The organism is Stutzerimonas frequens, assembly GCF_024448335.1.
Classification (GTDB): domain Bacteria; phylum Pseudomonadota; class Gammaproteobacteria; order Pseudomonadales; family Pseudomonadaceae; genus Stutzerimonas; species Stutzerimonas frequens.
Genome location: NZ_JAMOHM010000003.1, coordinates 266711 through 281528, shown reverse-complemented (window position 1 = coordinate 281528; position 14818 = coordinate 266711). Strand labels below are relative to the sequence as shown.

At 65.4% G+C, this 14818-nt stretch carries 7 protein-coding genes; 4 read left to right on the top strand and 3 right to left on the bottom strand.

The genetic code is table 11. The features are described 5' to 3' along the window. The first annotated feature begins 7 nt into the window (after positions 1-7). The 4 genes from NAO55_RS06245 to NAO55_RS06230 are packed head-to-tail and all read left to right on the top strand — an operon-like array spanning position 8 to position 8931. Positions 8-1249 carry an MdtA/MuxA family multidrug efflux RND transporter periplasmic adaptor subunit gene (locus tag NAO55_RS06245; protein ID WP_102841054.1) on the top strand — a complete coding sequence of 414 codons (1242 nt, stop codon included), beginning with the start codon at positions 8-10 and terminating at the stop codon, positions 1247-1249. Next, positions 1246-4323, top strand: a complete 3078-nt coding sequence (locus tag NAO55_RS06240) for an MdtB/MuxB family multidrug efflux RND transporter permease subunit (RefSeq protein ID WP_102841055.1) — start codon at positions 1246-1248, stop codon at positions 4321-4323. The genes NAO55_RS06245 and NAO55_RS06240 overlap by 4 nt, the downstream gene beginning before the upstream one ends. Before the next feature lie 28 nt (positions 4324-4351). Continuing rightward, entirely contained in the window at positions 4352-7456 is a 3105-nt protein-coding gene (locus tag NAO55_RS06235) for an efflux RND transporter permease subunit (RefSeq protein ID WP_102841056.1), read from the top strand. Then, the gene (locus tag NAO55_RS06230) at positions 7453-8931 is read left to right on the top strand and encodes an efflux transporter outer membrane subunit (protein WP_102841057.1); all 1479 of its coding nucleotides are present in this window, start codon (positions 7453-7455) and stop codon (positions 8929-8931) included. Before NAO55_RS06235 ends, NAO55_RS06230 begins: the two co-directional genes overlap by 4 nt. Before the next feature lie 85 nt (positions 8932-9016). Here the strand turns inward: NAO55_RS06230 and NAO55_RS06225 are convergent, their stop codons facing one another. The 3 genes from NAO55_RS06225 to NAO55_RS06215 all read right to left on the bottom strand — a co-directional run bounded on the left by NAO55_RS06225 (position 9017) and on the right by NAO55_RS06215 (position 14756). After that, positions 9017-10009, bottom strand: a complete 993-nt coding sequence (locus NAO55_RS06225; RefSeq protein WP_063542227.1) for a TRAP transporter substrate-binding protein — start codon at positions 10007-10009, stop codon at positions 9017-9019. Positions 10010-10155: 146 nt separating this feature from the next. After that, positions 10156-11589, bottom strand: a complete 1434-nt coding sequence (locus NAO55_RS06220; protein WP_102841058.1) for an efflux transporter outer membrane subunit — start codon at positions 11587-11589, stop codon at positions 10156-10158. Continuing rightward, positions 11586-14756, bottom strand: coding sequence for an efflux RND transporter permease subunit (locus NAO55_RS06215; protein ID WP_102841059.1), 3171 nt, complete (start codon positions 14754-14756; stop codon positions 11586-11588). Before NAO55_RS06215 ends, NAO55_RS06220 begins: the two co-directional genes overlap by 4 nt. Between the last annotated feature and the right edge of the window lie 62 nt (positions 14757-14818).

Sequence of the window (14818 nt, the reverse complement as noted above, 5' to 3'; positions counted from 1 at the left end):
TCCGTTCATGTCCGAGACGCATCCCACATCCACGCGCTCCAGCCTTCGCTGGGTGGTTCTAATCATCGCCGTCATCGCCATTGCGGCGCTGATCTGGTGGCTATGGCCCGCTGCCAAGGACGCCCCGCAGCGCCCGGGTGGTCGACCGGGATTCGGCGCGTTCGGCGGCCCGGTTCCGGTGCGTGTCGCGACGGTAGAGCAGGGCGAGTTCGAGGTGTTCCAGAAAGCCTTGGGCAGCGTGACGCCACTGAACACGGTCAATCTGCGCAGCCGGGTCGGCGGCGAGCTGGTGGAACTGCGCTTCGAGGAGGGGCAGCGTGTCAAGAAGGGCGACCTGCTGGCCGTGATTGATCCGAGGCCTTACAAGGTCGCGCTACAACAGGCCGAAGGCACGCTGCAGCAGAACCGTGCGCAGCTGAAGAATGCCCAGGTGGATCTCGAGCGCTATCGCGGCCTGTACGCCGAAGACAGCATTGCCAAGCAGACACTGGATACCCAAGAGGCGCTGGTCAGCCAGTATCAGGGCACGCTGGCGGCGAATCAGGCTGCGGTCAACGAGGCGCGCCTGAACCTGGAGTTCACCCAGATCCGCTCACCCATCGACGGTCGAGTCGGTCTTCGCCAACTCGACGCAGGTAACCTGGTGTCGGCCAATGACACCACGCCGTTGGCGGTCATCACGCAGACCCAGCCCATGTCGATCAGCTTCACCCTGCCCGAGGGTGACCTGCTGCCGGTGCTGACCCGCTATCGGCAGGGCGACGAGCTGGCGGTGCAGGCCTGGGATCGTGGCGAACGCGTGCTGTTCGGCGAGGGCGTGCTGGAAAGTATCGACAACCAGATCGATGCGACCACCGGCACGCTGCGCCTGAAGGCGCGTTTCGACAATGAAGCGGAGCTGCTGATCCCCAACCAGTTCGTCAACGTCCGCCTGCGGGTGGAGACCCTGCGCGACGCCGTGCTGATTCCGTCGGCGGCGCTGCAGTTCGGCTCGCGCGGCACCTTCGCCTATGTCGTCGGCGACGACAGCAAGGTGGAACTGCGATCGCTAGAGGCCGGCCCTACCAACGGCGAAACCACCGTGGTGCTCAAGGGCCTCGAAGTCGGCGAGCGCGTGGTGATGGAAGGCACCGACCGCCTGCGTGACGGTGCTGAGGTCGAGGTCGTGAGCGGCCAGCGAATGGCCGAGGAGGCGGCCGAGAAGCCGGTCCTAGGTGGTGACGAGGCCGCGGAGCGCGAGGCGCGATGAATATCTCCCGCCTGTTCATCCTGCGACCGGTAGCGACCACGCTGAGCATGGTCGCGATCCTGCTGGCCGGGTTGATCGCCTACAAGCTGCTGCCGGTGGCCGCGCTGCCGCAGGTCGATTACCCGACTATCCGCGTGACGACACTCTACCCAGGCGCCAGCCCGGAGGTGATGACCAGCGCGGTAACCGCTCCGCTGGAGCGCCAGTTCGGCCAGATGCCGGGGCTCGCGCAGATGTCCTCGACCAGCTCGGGCGGTGCTTCGGTCATCACCCTGCGCTTCTCGCTGGAAGTGGCGCTGGATATCGCGGAGCAGGAAGTGCAGGCGGCAATCAACGCGGCGAACAACCTGCTGCCCAACGACCTCCCGGCGCCGCCGGTCTACAACAAGGTCAACCCGGCAGATACGCCAGTGCTGACGCTGGCGGTAAAGTCCGATGCGTTGCCGCTACCGCAGCTGCACGATCTGGTCGATACCCGCATGGCGCAGAAGCTGGCGCAGATCAACGGCGTCGGCATGGTCAGCATCGCCGGCGGGCAGCGGCCGGCGGTGCGTATCCGTACCAATCCAGAAGCGCTGGCCGCCTATGGCCTGTCGCTGGCCGACGTACGTTCGCTGATCGCCAACTCCAACGTCAACCAGCCCAAGGGCAACTTCGATGGACCGACGCGGGTGTCGATGCTTGACGCCAACGACCAGCTGGAGACGCCGGAGGAGTACGCCGAGCTGATCCTGACCTATCAGGACGGCGCCGCGCTGCGCCTGAGAGACGTAGCCGAGATCGTCGATGGCGCCGAGAACGAACGTCTCGCCGCCTGGGCCAACGAAAGCCAGGCCGTGCTGCTGAACATCCAGCGCCAGCCGGGCGCCAACGTCATCGAGGTGGTCGAGCGCATCCAGGCGTTGCTGCCGGAGGTGACCGCCAGCATGCCGGCCGGGCTCGACGTGATCGTGCTTACCGACCGCACCCAGACCATCCGCGCCGCGGTCACCGATGTGCAGCATGAGCTGATGCTCGCCACCTTCCTGGTGGTGATGGTGACCTTCGTCTTTCTCAAGAAGCTGTCGGCCACGGTGATCCCGTCGATCGCGGTGCCACTGTCGCTGGTCGGCACCTTCGCCGTGATGTACCTGTGCGGCTTCTCGCTGAACAACCTGACGCTAATGGCGCTGACCATCGCCACCGGCTTCGTGGTCGACGATGCCATCGTCATGCTGGAGAACATCGCGCGGCACCTGGAGGAGGGCGAGACCCCGCTCAACGCGGCGCTCAAGGGCGCGAAGCAGATCGGTTTCACCCTGATCTCCCTGACCCTCTCGCTGATCGCCGTGCTGATCCCGCTGTTGTTCATGCAGGACGTGGTGGGCCGGCTGTTCCGCGAGTTCGCCATCACCCTGGCAGTGGCCATCCTCATCTCCCTGGTGGTCTCGCTGACGCTGACCCCGATGATGTGCGCCAAGCTGCTCAAACCCCACGCGGCAGAAGAGAAACCCGATTGGGTGGAGCGGCTGATCGGTGGCTATTCGCGCTGGCTGACCTGGGTGCTGCGCCACCAGACGCTGACCCTAGTGGTGGCAATCGTCACACTGGGGCTGACGGTTGTGCTCTACCTTGCCGTGCCCAAGGGTTTCTTCCCGGTGCAGGACACCGGCGTAATCCAGGGCATCAGCGAGGCACCGCAGTCGATCTCCTTCCGCGCCATGAGCGAGCGTCAACAGGCATTGGCGCGAGTGATTCTTGCCGATCCGGCGGTGGACAGTCTGTCGTCCTATATCGGCGTTGACGGCAGTAACGTCACGCTCAACAGCGGCCGTTTGCTGATCAACCTCAAGCCCCACGGCGAGCGCGACCTGACTGCCAGCCAGGTGATCGATCGCCTGCGGCCGGAGCTGGCAAAGGTGCCGGGTATCGAGCTGTATCTGCAGCCGGTGCAGGACCTGTCCATCGAGGACCGGGTCAGCCGCACGCAGTTCCAGTTCAGCCTGGAAACGCCGGACAGCGAGTTGCTGCAGGAGTGGACGTCGCGCCTGGTCGAGGCGCTGCGCGAGCGGCCGGAGCTGACCGACGTGGCCAGCGACCTGCAGAGCAATGGTCTGCAGATCTATCTGGACATCGACCGCGACGCGGCGGCGCGCCTCGGCATCCAGGTCGCGGACATCACCGATGCGCTGTACGACGCCTTCGGCCAGCGACAGATCTCCACCATCTTCACCCAGGCCAGCCAGTACCGCGTGGTGCTGGAGGCGGAGGCGGGCAACCGCCTCGGACCGCAGGCGCTGGAGCAGCTGTTCGTGCAGAGCGAAGGCGGCACGCCGGTGCGGCTGTCGAGCCTGGCAACCCTGGAACAGCGCAACGCACCGCTGCTGATCAACCATATCGGTCAGTTTCCGGCGGTGACCCTCTCGTTCAACCTGGCCAATGGCGTGTCGCTCGGCAAGGCAGTGGAGGTGATCGAGGCGGTGGAGCAGGAGATCGGCCTGCCGGCAGGAATCCAGACGCGTTTCCAGGGTGCCGCGGAGGCCTTCCGCGCCTCGCTGTCGAGCACGCTGCTGCTGATCCTTGCCGCGGTGGTGACCATGTACATCGTGCTCGGCGTGCTCTACGAGAGCTACATCCACCCGATCACCATCCTCTCCACGCTGCCCTCGGCGGCGGTGGGCGCCTTGCTCGCCTTGCTGCTGACCGGCAACGATCTCGGGCTTATCGCGATCATCGGCATCATCCTGTTGATCGGCATCGTCAAGAAGAACGCGATCATGATGATCGACTTCGCCCTTGAGGCCGAACGGCAGCAAGGCATGAGCCCGCAGGATGCGATCTACCGCGCGGCGCTGCTGCGCTTCCGGCCGATCCTGATGACCACCCTGGCGGCACTGTTCGGTGCGATTCCGCTGATGCTGGCGTCCGGTTCCGGCGCTGAGTTGCGCCAGCCGCTCGGCCTGGTGCTGGTTGGCGGTCTGCTGCTCAGTCAACTGCTGACGCTGTTCACCACGCCGGTGATCTACCTGTTCTTCGACCGCCTCGGCCAGCGCTTCGGGCGCCGTCGCGAGCCGCTGGCGGAGGCGCAAGCGTGAGCCGGACTGCAATCGCGCGGGGGCAGGCATGAACCTTTCTGCCCCGTTCATCGCCCGCCCGGTGGCGACGATGCTGCTCAGCCTGGCGATCCTGCTGCTGGGTGGGGTCAGCTTCGGCCTGCTACCGGTGTCGCCGCTGCCGAACATGGATTTCCCGGTGATCACCGTGCAGGCCAGCCTGCCCGGCGCCAGCCCGGAAATCATGGCCTCCAGCGTGGCCACGCCACTGGAGCGCTCGCTGGGCAGCATCGCCGGGGTCAGCCAGATGACCAGCCGCAGCAGCCAGGGCTCGACGCGGATCATCATCCAGTTCGATCTGGATCGCGACATCAATGGAGCTGCCCGCGATGTGCAGGCAGCGATCAACGCCGCGCGCAACCTGTTGCCCAGCGGCATGCGCAGCATGCCCACCTATCGCAAGATCAACCCGTCCCAGGCGCCGATCATGGTGCTCTCGCTGACCTCGGACGTGCTGGACAAGGCCGAGCTGTACGACATCGGCTCCACCATCCTGGCGCAGAAGCTGTCGCAGGTGTCCGGCGTTGGCGAGATCCAGGTCGGTGGCAGCTCGTTGCCGGCGGTGCGCGTCGAATTGCAGCCGCAACAGCTGGAACAGTACGGCGTTTCGCTGGACGAGGTGCGCCAGACCATCGCCAATGCCAACGTGCGCCGGCCCAAGGGCATGGTCGAGGACGCCGACCGGCACTGGCAGGTGCGCGCCAACGACCAACTCCACCAGGCCGCCGACTACACGCCGCTGATCATCCGCTACCAGGACGGCGCCGCGCTGCGCCTGGGTGACGTGGCACGGGTTCGGGACTCGGTCGAGGACCGCTACAACAGCGGTTTCTTCAACAATGAGCAGGCGGTGCTGCTGATCGTCAACCGCCAGGCCGGTGCCAACATCATCGAAACCATCGAAGGCATTCGCCGTGAGTTGCCGGCGCTGCAGGCCATCATGCCGGGCAGCGTCGACCTGGATATCGCCATGGACCGCTCGCCGGTGATCCGCGCCACGCTGCACGAGGCCGAGCGCACGCTGCTGATCGCGGTGGGCCTGGTCATCGTGCTGGTGTTCCTGTTTCTCGGTCGCCTGCGCACCGCGCTGATTCCGGCGCTGGCGGTGCCGGTGTCGCTGGTCGGCACCTTCGCGGTGATGTACCTGTTCGGCTTTTCGCTGAACATCCTTTCGCTGATGGCACTGATCCTGGCCGCCGGCCTGGTAGTGGATGACGCCATCGTGGTGCTGGAGAACATCGCCCGGCATATCGATGAAGGCATGCCTCCGTTGAAGGCCGCCTATGTCGGTACCCGCGAAGTCGGATTCACGCTGTTGTCGATGAACCTGTCGCTGGTGGTGGTGTTCGTCTCGATCCTCTACATGGGCGGCATCGTCGAGCGGCTGTTTCGCGAGTTCTCCATCACCCTGGCGGCAGCGATCCTGGTTTCCCTGCTGGTCTCGCTGACGCTGACGCCGATGCTCTGCGCGCGTTGGCTCAAATCCCACGAAGCGGCGACGGAAGGGCGCCTGCAGCGCTGGAGCCACGCGGCGCACCAGTGGCTGCTGCGCTACTACGATCGCTCGCTGAGCTGGGCGCTGCGTCATCGGCGCATCACCCTGTTGAGCCTGCTGGCGACCATTGCGCTGAACGTGGTGCTCTACGTGCAGGTGCCCAAGACGTTCCTTCCACAGCAGGACACCGGTCAGCTGACCGGCTTCATCCGCGGCGACGACGGCCTGTCGTTCCAGGTCATGCAGCCGAAGATGGAGATTTTCCGCAAGGCGGTATTGGCCGATCCGGCAGTGGAGAGCGTGGCCGGCTTTATCGGCGGGCAGGGCGGCATCAACAATGCCTTCATGATCGTGCGCCTCAAGCCCCTGAGCGAGCGCAAGATCTCGGCGCAGAAGGTGATCGAGCGCATCCGCAAGAACCAGCCCACAGTGCCCGGCGGGCGCATGTTCCTCATGGCCGACCAGGATCTGCAGTTCGGCGGCGGCAGGCAGAGCAGCTCGGCCTATTCCTACACGTTGCTGGCGAGTGATCTCGGCGACCTGCGCACCTGGGTGCCACGGGTCACCCAGGCGCTTTCGGCGCTGCCCGAGCTGACCAGCATCGACGCCAATGATGGCGAAGGAGCGCAACAGATCACCCTCAAGGTCGACAGGGATGCCGCCAAGCGTCTGGGCATCGACATGAGCACGGTGACCACGCTGCTCAACAACGCCTTCAGTCAGCGGCAGATTTCCACTATCTACGAGGCGCTCAACCAGTACCGCGTGGTAATGGAAATCGACCCAGGCTACGCCGATTACCCTGAGGTACTCGAACAGATTCACGTCATCACCGGGGAGGGTCGCCGTGTTCCGCTGGCGGCCTTCGCACGCTACGAGCGCAGTCTGGAAGAAGACCGGGTCAGCCATGATGGCCAGTTCGCTGCGGAGAACATCGACTTCGACCTCGCCCCGGGCGTCAGCCTCGACCAGGCAACGCTGGCGATCGAGCGGGCGGTGGCGGCAATTGGCCTGCCGAGCGAGGTACAGGGCCGTCTCGGCGGCACCGGCAGCGCCTTCGAGAGCACTCAACAGGGCCAGCCGCTGATGATCCTCGGCGCCTTGCTGCTGGTCTACATCGTGCTGGGCATTCTCTATGAGAGTTACATTCACCCGCTGACCATTCTCTCGACGCTGCCATCGGCCGGAGTCGGCGCGCTGCTGGCGATCATCCTCACCGGCAACCAGTTCAGCCTGATCTCGTTGCTCGGGCTGTTCCTGCTGATCGGCGTGGTGAAGAAAAACGCCATTCTGATGATCGACCTGGCGCTGCAGTTCGAGCGCCAGGACAAGCTGTCGCCCGCCGAGTCGATTCACCAAGCCTGCCTGTTGCGCTTTCGCCCGATTCTGATGACCACCATGGCGGCGATCCTCGGCGCGCTGCCCTTGCTGCTCGGCGGCGCTGAAGGCGCCGAAATGCGTCAGCCGCTGGGCCTGACCATCATCGGTGGCCTGCTGCTGAGCCAGATCCTGACCCTCTACACCACGCCGGTGGTCTATCTGTACCTGGACCGTCTGCGTCATCGTTTCAACAGCTGGCGCGGTGTACGCACCGATGCTGCCCTGGAAAATTCGCTATGAACCCGTTGTCGCTGAAGATGCCCCTGCAACCCATCGCCGCTGCCGTTCTGGCTCTGTCGTTGAGTGCCTGTACCCTGGGGCCGGACTATCAACGGCCGGAACTGCCGGTAGCCGCCGAGTTCAAGCAGGCTGAAGGCTGGAAAGCCGCGGCGCCGGCCGATGTGCTGGCGCGTGGCGAGTGGTGGCGGCTTTATGGCGATGCCGAGCTGGACGCCCTGGTCGGCCGGCTGAATGTCGACAATCAGAACCTGGCAGCGGCCGAGGCTCAGTTCCGTCAGGCCCGGGCACTGGTACGTGGTGCACGCTCGCAGCTGTTCCCGATCCTTTCCGGCAGCGCCGGCGTGACCCGTTCGGCGCAGGGCAGCGGTAGCTCGGACACCAGCGGCGGCTCGTTCAGCAGTGGCGTCAGCGAAAGCTACGAAGCAGGCCTGAGTGCGTCCTGGGAAGCGGACATCTGGGGCCGGCTGCGGCGCAATCTGGAAGCGAACCGCGCCAGCATGCAGGCCAGCACTGCAGACCTGGCCGCGGTGCGGCTGAGCCTGCAGGCCGAGTTGGTGCAGACCTACCTGCAACTGCGGGTGATCGACGAACATCAGCGCCTGCTTGATCAGACCGTCGCGGCCTACGCACGCTCGCTGCGCCTGACCGAGAACCAGTATCGAGCCGGTATCGTGCCGAAATCCGACGTCACCCAGGCGCAGACACAACTCAAGAGTACCCAGGCCCAGGCCATCGACCTGCGCTGGCAGCGGGCGCAGATGGAACACGCGATTGCCGTGCTCATCGGCGTTGCGCCCTCGGAGCTGGACATCGCAGTGCGCGAGGACATCCCGGCGCTGCCGGGCGTGCCGCTAGCCGTGCCGTCACAGTTGCTGGAGCGGCGTCCCGATATTGCCGCCGCCGAGCGCCAGGTCATGGCGGCCAACGCCAACATCGGCGTCGCCGAAGCGGCCTGGTATCCAGACCTGACGCTCTCCGCCAGCGGTGGCTACCGCAACAGTAGCTTCAGCGACCTGTTCAGCGTGCCCAACCGGTTCTGGTCGCTCGGCCCGCAACTCGCGCTGACACTGCTGGACTTCGGCAGCCGGCGCGCCGAACTGGAGCGCGCCGAAGCCAGTTACGACCAGACGGTCGCCAACTACCGACAGACCGTGCTCGACAGCTTCCGCGAGGTCGAGGATTACCTGGTGCAGCTGCGTGTGCTGGAAGAGGAGGCAGTGGTTCAGCGTGAGGCCTTGGAGGCCGCTCAGGAATCGCTGCGGCTGATCGAGAACCAGTACCGGGCAGGCACCGTCGATTTCCTCAGCGTTGCCACGGTGCAGACCACCGCGCTGAACAACGAGCGCACCAACCTGACCCTGCTGGGCGATCGGCTGACCGCCAGTGTGCTGCTGATCGCCGCGCTGGGCGGTGGCTGGGACAGCGCGCAGCTGGATCAGTCACCGACGGCTGCGGCTTCGCCGGACGCGCCCTGATTCCAGTCGCGAGGTCGCTGCCGGAAAAAAAAGCCCCGCATGATCGGCGGGGCTTTTGCGTCCTAAGCGGCGTCGCGCGCGGCGGTCATTTGCGCTGCTTGCGATTGACGGTCTGGGCTGCCTTGATGATGTCGGCGCCGATCACCGGTTCGAACTGCTGCCAAACCGGACGCATCGCTTCGCGCCAGCGCTCGCGCTCTTCCGGGGTCAGGCTGACGATTTCGGTCGTTCCCGCCTGGCGAATGCGTTCGCGGTCGGCCTGATTCAGCTCCTCGGCCTCGCGGTTCACCATGTAGCTCACCTCGTCGAGGATGGCTTCCAGCTCGAAACGAATCTTGTGCGGCATGCCCATCCAGAAGCGGGTGTTGCTGACCACCATATAGTCGAGCACACCGTGGTCGCTCTCGATGATGTAGGGCTGCACGGTATGCATCTTCTTGCTGTAGATGTTCGACCAGGGGTTCTCCGCGCCCTGTACGGTACCGGTACGCAGGGCATCGTAGACATCGGCGAAGGCGATCTTCTGGGTTGAGGCGCCGACAGCACCGAACTGCGCCTCGAGCACGGCAGAGGGTTGGATGCGGAAGCTCAGCCCCGAGGCATCGCTCGGCAGGCGCAGCATGCGGGTCGCCGAGAGCTGCTTCATGCCGTTATGCCAGTAGGCCAGGCCGGTGATGTTCTGGTCTTCCATGGAGCGCAGCAGCTGCTTGCCCTTGGTGCGCTTCTGGAAGCGGTTTACCGCGTCGATATCGTCGAACAGGAAGGGCAGGTCGAATACCTGCAGCTGCTTGGTGTACTGCTCGAACTTCGCCAGTGACGGCGCCAGCAGCTGCACTTCGTTGTTGCGCAATGCCTCCAGCTCCGTGGCATCACCGAACAGCGTCGAGTTCGGGTATACCTCGACACGTACCTGCCCGGGCAGGCGCTCCTCGGCGAGTCGCTTGAACATCAACGCACCCTTGCCCTTGGGGGTGTCCTCAGCCACAACATGGGAAAACTTGATGACGACGGGCTCTGCCTGGGCCAGTGCGCTGGCGGCCGCCAGCACGAGCCCGGCAAGGGTAATGATCGGCTTCATGAAAGACTCTTTATTCTGGTTGGTTGGCAGTGCATCCGTGCGGCTGAGCCACAGGACACCTCTAGGCTTTCAGCCGCTCGTTATGCCAAAGATAGATGACGACTGAAAGCGCTTTCCCCAACCAACCAGACGGGAGCGGCACCGTGTCACATTTTCGCCTGACCGGCCGCCGAAACCGCGAGGCGAGCGGACTGACCACCGAGGTCCCAGCCACCCCCGAGCGCCTTGTACAACGACACAACCGAGCGGTAGACCTCCACCTCGGCCTGGGCCTGGGCATCCTCTGCCTGCAGTCGCTCGCGTTCGGCATCGAGCAGCACGAGAAAATCAGCCGTGCCTTCGCGATAGCGGATTTCCGCTTGCTGTGCGGCGGCGCGGCTGGCCGTCGATTGGCGGATCAACGAGAGCAGGCGCTGCTGGGCGTTGGCGTAGTCGCTGAAGGCGTTTTCCGATTCCTCCAACGCCAGCAACACTTGCTGCTCATAACCGGCGAGCGCGGCGTCGGCATCCGCCTCGGCACCGCGCAGACGGGCGCGCACGCTGCCCAGGTCGAACGCCGCCCAGCTGATGCTCGGCGCCACGCCCCAGGCCTGTGCGGCGCTGGAGCCGATCTGCGAGCCGCGCCCGGCGATGAAACCGAGAAATCCGGAAAGGCTCACTCGCGGGAACAGATCGGCTGTGGCTACGCCGACATTGGCAGTTGCCGCCGCCAGTTGACGTTCGGCCGCACGGATGTCCGGACGCCGACGCAGCAGCTCGCCGGGATCGCCAATCGGTAGCGGCTTGGCGATTGCCGGCAGCTCGCGGGGCGAGAGGTCGACGCTGAGCTGATCGGCGCGCTGGCCGAGCAGGGTGGCGATGCGATTGCGTGCACGCACCTGCTGTGCCCTGAGCTGCGGCAGGCTCGCCTCGGTGGCCGCCAGACGGGCATCGGCGCGCAGCACATCGAGTTCGCTGCCGACACCCGCTTCGCGCAGCTGCTCGGTCAGCTCATGGGAATTGCGCTGGTTGGCCAGGTTGTCGCGGGCGATCCGCTCGCGCAGCTGGGCGCCACGCAGCTGACCGTAGGCATCCACCAGCTCGGCGATCAGGCTGACCTGCAATTGATAGAGCTCAGCCTCGGCGGCCTCGGCCTGCGCTTCGCTGGCCTCCAGGCTGCGCTGGATACGGCCGAACAGGTCCAGTTCCCAGGCCATGTCCAGGCCCAGGTCGTAACGTTCGGCGTTCACCCGTTCTTCGCTGAACCCCGGTTGCTGGGCCTTGCCGATATCAGCGCTGGCGCCAGCGGTGACGGTCGGCAAACGATCATTGCTGATGTCGTCGCGAATCGCTCGGGCCGCACGCAGGCGGGCATAGGCGATGCGCAGTTCGCGGTTCTCATCCAGCGCTTCGCCGACCAGGGCGTCCAGCGTCGGGTCCTCGAACTGCCGCCACCAGGCTGCCTCGAAGCGCGAACGGTCGTGGCCGCCATGCTCGGCCTGAAGCAACCGCGCCGGCTCCGGTTGAGGCGCGCGGTAGTCCGGACCGACCGCGCAACCGGCGATGGTCAGAGCGAGCAGGGAAAGGGTGAAGAACTTCATGCGCGGGCCTCCTTGAATACCGCCTTGCGCGCTTCACGCTTCTCGACGAAGGCGCGAATCACCAGATAGAACACCGGGGTCAGCAACAGGCCGAAGAACGTCACCCCAAGCATGCCGCTGAACACCGCAACACCCATGGCATGGCGCATCTCGGCACCGGCCCCGCTGGAGAGCACCAGCGGCACCACACCCATGATGAAGGCGAAGCTGGTCATCAGGATCGGCCGCAGACGCAGGCGGCAGGCTTCCAGGGTGGCGGCGAGCCGGTCCATGCCTTCTTCCTGCTTGTCCTTGGCGAACTCGACGATGAGGATCGCGTTCTTGCATGCCAGGCCGACCAGTACGATCAGGCCGATCTGGGTGAAGACGTTGTTGTCGCTGCCGGCCAGGATCACCCCGGTGATGGCCGAGAGCAGCGTCATCGGCACGATCAGGATCACCGCCAGCGGCAGGCTCCAGCTCTCGTACTGCGCGGCCAGCACCAGGAAGGCCAGGAGCACGCAGAGCGGGAAAACGAACACCGCGGTGTTGCCGGCGAGGATCTGCTGGTAGGTCAGCTCGGTCCATTCGTAGGTCATACCGTTGGGCAGCTCGGCCTGAAGCAGGCGCTCCATGGCGGCCTCGGCTTGCCCTGAGCTGTAGCCCGGTGCAGCGGCGCCGTTGATCTCCGCGGTGAGGAAGCCGTTGTAGTGCATCACCCGGTCCGGGCCGGCGCTGTCCGTGACGCTGACAAAGGTCGACAGCGGGACCATCTCGCCGCGGTTGTTGCGCACTTTCAGCTGGCCGATCTGCTCCGGTGCCAGGCGGAACTTCTGGTCGGCCTGGACGTTGACCTGATAGGTGCGGCCGAAGCGGTTGAAGTCGTTGGCATACAGCGAGCCGAGGTAGACCTGCATGGTGTCGAAGATGTCATCGATCGCCACGCCGTGGGTCTTGGCCTTCTCGCGGTCGATATCGGCGTCCACCTGCGGCACATTGACCTGATAGCTGGTGAACAGGCCGGCCAGCTCCGGATAGTCGGCGCTCTTGGCGATGACGTTCTGCACCTGCTTGTACAGCTCCTCATAGCCGAGGTTGCCGCGATCCTGCACCTGCACGCGGAAGCCGCCGATGGTGCCCAGGCCCTGTACGGGTGGCGGCGGGAAGATGGCAATGAAGGCATCCTGGATCTGCGCGAACTGACCGTTCAGGTCCGCCGCGATGGCGTTGGCCGAGAGCGACGGGTCCTTGCGCTCATCGAAGGGCTTGAGCGGGGTGAAGACGATGCCGCTGTTCGGGCTGTTGGTGAAACCGTTGATCGACAGCCCCGGGAAGGCCACGGTGTTCTCCACGCCCGGATGCTTGCCGGCGATTTCCGACATGCGCTTGATCACATCCTCGGTACGGTCAAGGGTGGCGGCGTCCGGCAGCTGGGCGAAGGCGACCAGGTACTGCTTGTCCTGCTGCGGAACGAAGCCGGTCGGGGTACTGGCAAAGCCCAGATAACCCAGGCCCACCAGGCCGACGTAGACCAGCAGTGCCACGGCGCTGCCGCGCAGGATGCGCCGCACCACGCCGACGTAGCCATGGCTGGCGCGGTCGAACACGCGGTTGAACGGGCGGAACAGCCAGCCGCCGAGCAGCCGGTCGAGCAGCCGTGAGAAGCCGTCCTTCGGCGCATCGTGGGCCTTGAGCAGGGTCGCAGCCAGCGCCGGCGACAGGGTCAGCGAGTTGAACGCCGAGATCACCGTCGAAATCGCGATGGTCAGTGCGAACTGCTGATAGAACTGCCCGGTAAGGCCGGAAATGAACGCAGTCGGGATGAACACCGCGCAGAGCACCAGGGCGGTGGCGATGATCGGCCCGGTGACTTCCTTCATGGCCTGGCGGGTCGCCTCTACCGGCGACTTGCCGAGGCCGATGTTGCGCTCGACGTTCTCCACCACGACGATGGCGTCATCCACCACGATGCCGATGGCCAGCACCAGGCCGAACAGCGACAGCGCGTTGAGCGAGAAACCGAGCAGGTGCATCACCGCGAAGGTGCCGATCAGCGACACCGGCACGGCGGCCAGCGGAATGATCGAGGCGCGCCAGGTCTGCAGGAACAGGATCACCACCAGCACCACCAGCACGATGGCTTCGAGCAGGGTGTGCACCACCGCCTCGATGGAGCCGCGCACGAAGATGGTCGGGTCGTAGACGATCTCGTAGTCCACGCCCTGGGGGAAGCTCTGCTTGAGCTCGGCCATGCGCTCGCGCACCAGGTCCGAGATGGCGATGGCATTGGAGCCCGGCCGCTGGAAGATCGGGATGGCCACCGCCGGCTGGTTGTTCAGCAACGAGCGCAGGGCGTACTGGCTGGAGCCCAGTTCGATGCGGGCGATGTCCTTCAGGCGGGTGATCTCGCCGTCCTCGCCGGCGCGCACGATGATGTTCTCGAACTCCTCCTCGTCCACCAGGCGCCCCTGGGTGTTGATCGACAGCTGGAAGTCGGTGGCGCCCGGTGCCGGCGGGGCGCCCAGGGCGCCGGCGGCGACCTGACGGTTCTGCTCGCGGATGGCGTTGACCACGTCGGTGGCGGTGAGGTTGCGCTGGGCGACCTTGTTCGGGTCGAGCCAGACGCGCAGGGAATAGTTGCCCAGGCCGAACAGCTGCACGTCGCCCACACCGTCCAGCCGCGCCAGCTCGTCCTTGACGTTGAGCGCGGCGTAGTTGGACAGGTAGAGCATGTCGTAGCGGTTATCCGGCGAGGTCAGGTGCACCACCATGGTCAGGTCGGGGGAGGCCTTGTCTACGGTCACGCCGAGGCGCTGCACCTCGGTGGGCAGGGTCGGCATGGTGCGCGTCACGCGGTTCTGCACCTGCACCTGGGCGTTGTCCAGGTCGGTGCCGAGGGCGAAGGTGATGGTCAGCGTCAGCTTGCCGTCGGCGGTCGCCTGGGACGACATGTAGAGCATGCCCTCGACGCCGGTGATGGCCTGTTCCAGCGGCGAGGCGACGGTTTCGCCGATCACCTTAGGGTTGGCGCCGGGGAAGTTGGCGCGCACCACCACGGTGGGCGGCACCACTTCCGGGTATTCGCTGATCGGCAACTGGAACAGCGAGATGGCGCCGCCGATGAGGATCACCAACGACAGCACGGCGGCGAAAATCGGCCGCTTGATAAAGAATTGCGAGAAATTCATGGCGCACTCCGGGGGAGGGCGCGGCGGGCGCGCCCTGGCGGATCGATCGGATGGGCGCGGCT

Bases quoted from the DNA above. Each gene is read 5' to 3' on its own strand.
- NAO55_RS06245 (WP_102841054.1), top strand. From the start codon at position 8: ATGTCCGAGACGCATCCCACATCCACGCGCTCCAGCCTTCGCTGGGTG.
- NAO55_RS06240 (WP_102841055.1), top strand. From the start codon at position 1,246: ATGAATATCTCCCGCCTGTTCATCCTGCGACCGGTAGCGACCACGCTG.
- NAO55_RS06235 (WP_102841056.1), top strand. From the start codon at position 4,352: ATGAACCTTTCTGCCCCGTTCATCGCCCGCCCGGTGGCGACGATGCTG.
- NAO55_RS06230 (WP_102841057.1), top strand. From the start codon at position 7,453: ATGAACCCGTTGTCGCTGAAGATGCCCCTGCAACCCATCGCCGCTGCC.
- NAO55_RS06225 (WP_063542227.1), bottom strand. From the start codon at position 10,009: ATGAAGCCGATCATTACCCTTGCCGGGCTCGTGCTGGCGGCCGCCAGC.
- NAO55_RS06220 (WP_102841058.1), bottom strand. From the start codon at position 11,589: ATGAAGTTCTTCACCCTTTCCCTGCTCGCTCTGACCATCGCCGGTTGC.
- NAO55_RS06215 (WP_102841059.1), bottom strand. From the start codon at position 14,756: ATGAATTTCTCGCAATTCTTTATCAAGCGGCCGATTTTCGCCGCCGTG.